Genomic DNA, 2,395 nt, shown 5'->3' on the forward strand with positions numbered 1-2,395 from the left:
AAATATCCCGAAAGCAGTGAGCCTTTGCCGAAAGCTGTGGTGGATCGCGCGATCGGACGAACTGCGCGGGAGAGGGGGCGAGCTGGCCGGTGTCGCAGCCACCGATGAGCAGAATCGCCCGCCGGGATGACGAGGGTCCGGTCAGCCGAGGACGTCCGGTAGAGGAGTCGTCGGTAGGTCACCGAAGGCGGCGGAGACGCCGGGGCAGGTGATCGTGCCGGCCACCGTGTTCAGGCCGAGGGCCAGCGGTTGCGACTCGGCGCAGGCCTGCCGCCAGCCTTTGCCGGCGAGCTGCACCGCGTAGGGCAGGGTGGCGTTGGTGAGTGCCCAGGTGGAGGTGTTCGGCACCGCGCCGGGCATGTTCGCCACGCAGTAGAAGATCGAGTTGTGCACGGTGAAGGTCGGATCGTCGTGCGTGGTCGGGTGCGAATCCTCGAAGCAGCCGCCCTGGTCGATCGCCACGTCGACCAGCACCGAGCCGGGCCGCATCTGCGCCACCATCTCGTTGGTGACCAGCTTCGGCGCCTTGGCGCCCGGGATCAGCACGGTGCCGATCACCAGGTCGGCGGCCAGCACCTGCTCGCGCACACTGAGCGCGGTCGACACGATGCCCTGCACCCGGTTGTCGTAGCGCCAGAAGGTCATCCGGAGCTTCTCCAGATCGGTGTCCAGAATGGTCACGCTGGCGCCCATGCCGAGCGCGATGTTGGCCGCGTTCTGGCCGGCCACGCCACCACCGAGCACCACGACCTTGGCGTTCGGGACGCCTCCGACGGCACCCATCAGCACGCCGCGTCCGCCCTGGGCCTTCATCATCGCGTGCGCCCCGACCTGCGGCGCCAGGCAGCCGGCCACCTCCGACATCGGGTAGAGCAGCGGCAGCATGCCATTCGGCAACTGCACCGTCTCGTAGGCCAGCGCCGTGGTGCCGGCGCTCAGTAGCCGCTCGGTCAGCGGCCGGTCGGCGGCCAGGTGCAGGTAGGTGAACAGCACCAGGTCGTCGCGCAGGTAGTCGTATTCGGACGCCACCGGCTCCTTCACCTTCATCACCAGTTCACCGGTCGACCAGGTCGCGTCGGCGTCCGGCAGGATGGTGGCGCCCTGGCCGGCGTACTCGGCGTCGGTGATCGACGAGCCTAGGCCCGCGCCGGCCTGCACGAAGACCTCATGTCCGCGCCGGGTCAGTTCGTGCACACCCACCGGTGTGATCGCGACGCGGTACTCGTTGTTCTTGACCTCGGTGGGGACGGCGATCTTCATCGGTGCTCCTTCGGCCGCTGGTGCCAGCAGTGTAGAACCGGGGTTGCCGCTCCAGTAGGGCATACGCTGCGGGAATGCTGACCTGGGACGAACTGGCCGCCCGCACTGTGGCCCGTCAGTTCCCCACCGAGGGCGAGCCGGACGACGTCCTCGGACTGCTGCGCCGGGTCGGACCGATCCAGTCCCAGACGGCGCGCTCGGTGTTCGTCGGGCTGGCCGCGCGCCGGCCCGGGATCACCCGGGACGCGATCACCGCCGCCTACGAATCGTTCGCGATCGTCCGCGGCAGCAGCCTGCGCGGCACCGTGCACACCAGCGTCGCCGAGCAGCATCCACTGCTGGAGGTGGCCACCCGGCTCGGCCAGCGGACGCTGTGGACCCGTACCCTGCGGCTGGCCGGCAGCACCCTGGAGCAGGTCTGGGCCGGCATCGAGGAATTCGCCTTCGACCACTGGCGCACCCCGGCAGAACTCGCCGACCACCTGATGGGCTGGCTCGCCACCCACGACCCGGACGCGGCACCGGCCTTCCCCGGGACCTCCGGCCGCTACTTCGCGTTCGGACACGGCGGGCTGATCCGGCGTCCGCTGGGTGGCGACTGGGTCGGTCAGGGTGCCCCGGGCTACCGGACGGCGTCCGCGCTGCTCGGCGACCGCTCCGCGGTGCTCGCCGACACCGACGCGGCCGTCGACGCGCTGCTGCGGCACCACGTCGCCGCCCACGGACCCGCCAGCCGGCACGACCTGGCCTGGTGGTCGGGGCTGGGCCTGACCAGGGTGGATGCCGCGCTGGCCCGGCTGGGGCTGGCGACCGAGGAGGGTCCGGACGGCCGGACCTACCTGGATCTCCCGGACGCCCCGGCACCGGTCGAGCTCGACGGCGTCCGGCTGCTGCCCGAATTCGACGCGCTGCTGTGCGGCTACGACCCGGCCGGACGGGAACGGTTCGTCGACGCCGGCCACTACGACGTGCTGTGGAAGCAGGCCAACGGCCAACTGCTGGCCCCGGTGCTGGTCGGCAACCGGCTGGCCGGGCATTGGCGGATCACCGGATCCGGACGCCGCCGGCAGCTGACGGTGGAGCGGCTGCCGGGCGTCCGGGCGATTCGACGGACGCACCTTGCGGATGCGGTGGA

The 2,395-nt window shown here is 71.0% G+C and carries 2 protein-coding genes; one reads left to right on the plus strand and one right to left on the minus strand.

What is annotated here, in order from left to right; genetic code table 11:
• Positions 1 to 141 precede the first annotated feature (141 nt).
• Entirely contained in the window at positions 142 to 1,260 is a 1,119-nt protein-coding gene (ald, locus tag Q0066_RS06800; RefSeq protein WP_298131394.1) for an alanine dehydrogenase, read from the minus strand.
• A 74-nt stretch (positions 1,261 to 1,334) separates the two neighbouring features.
• Here ald and Q0066_RS06805 point away from each other — a divergent pair.
• A partial coding sequence (locus Q0066_RS06805; protein WP_298131397.1) for a winged helix DNA-binding domain-containing protein occupies positions 1,335 to 2,395 on the plus strand: 1,061 nt, incomplete at its 3' end.

Source organism: Micropruina sp. (assembly GCF_027492755.1).
Classification (GTDB): domain Bacteria; phylum Actinomycetota; class Actinomycetes; order Propionibacteriales; family Propionibacteriaceae; genus Micropruina.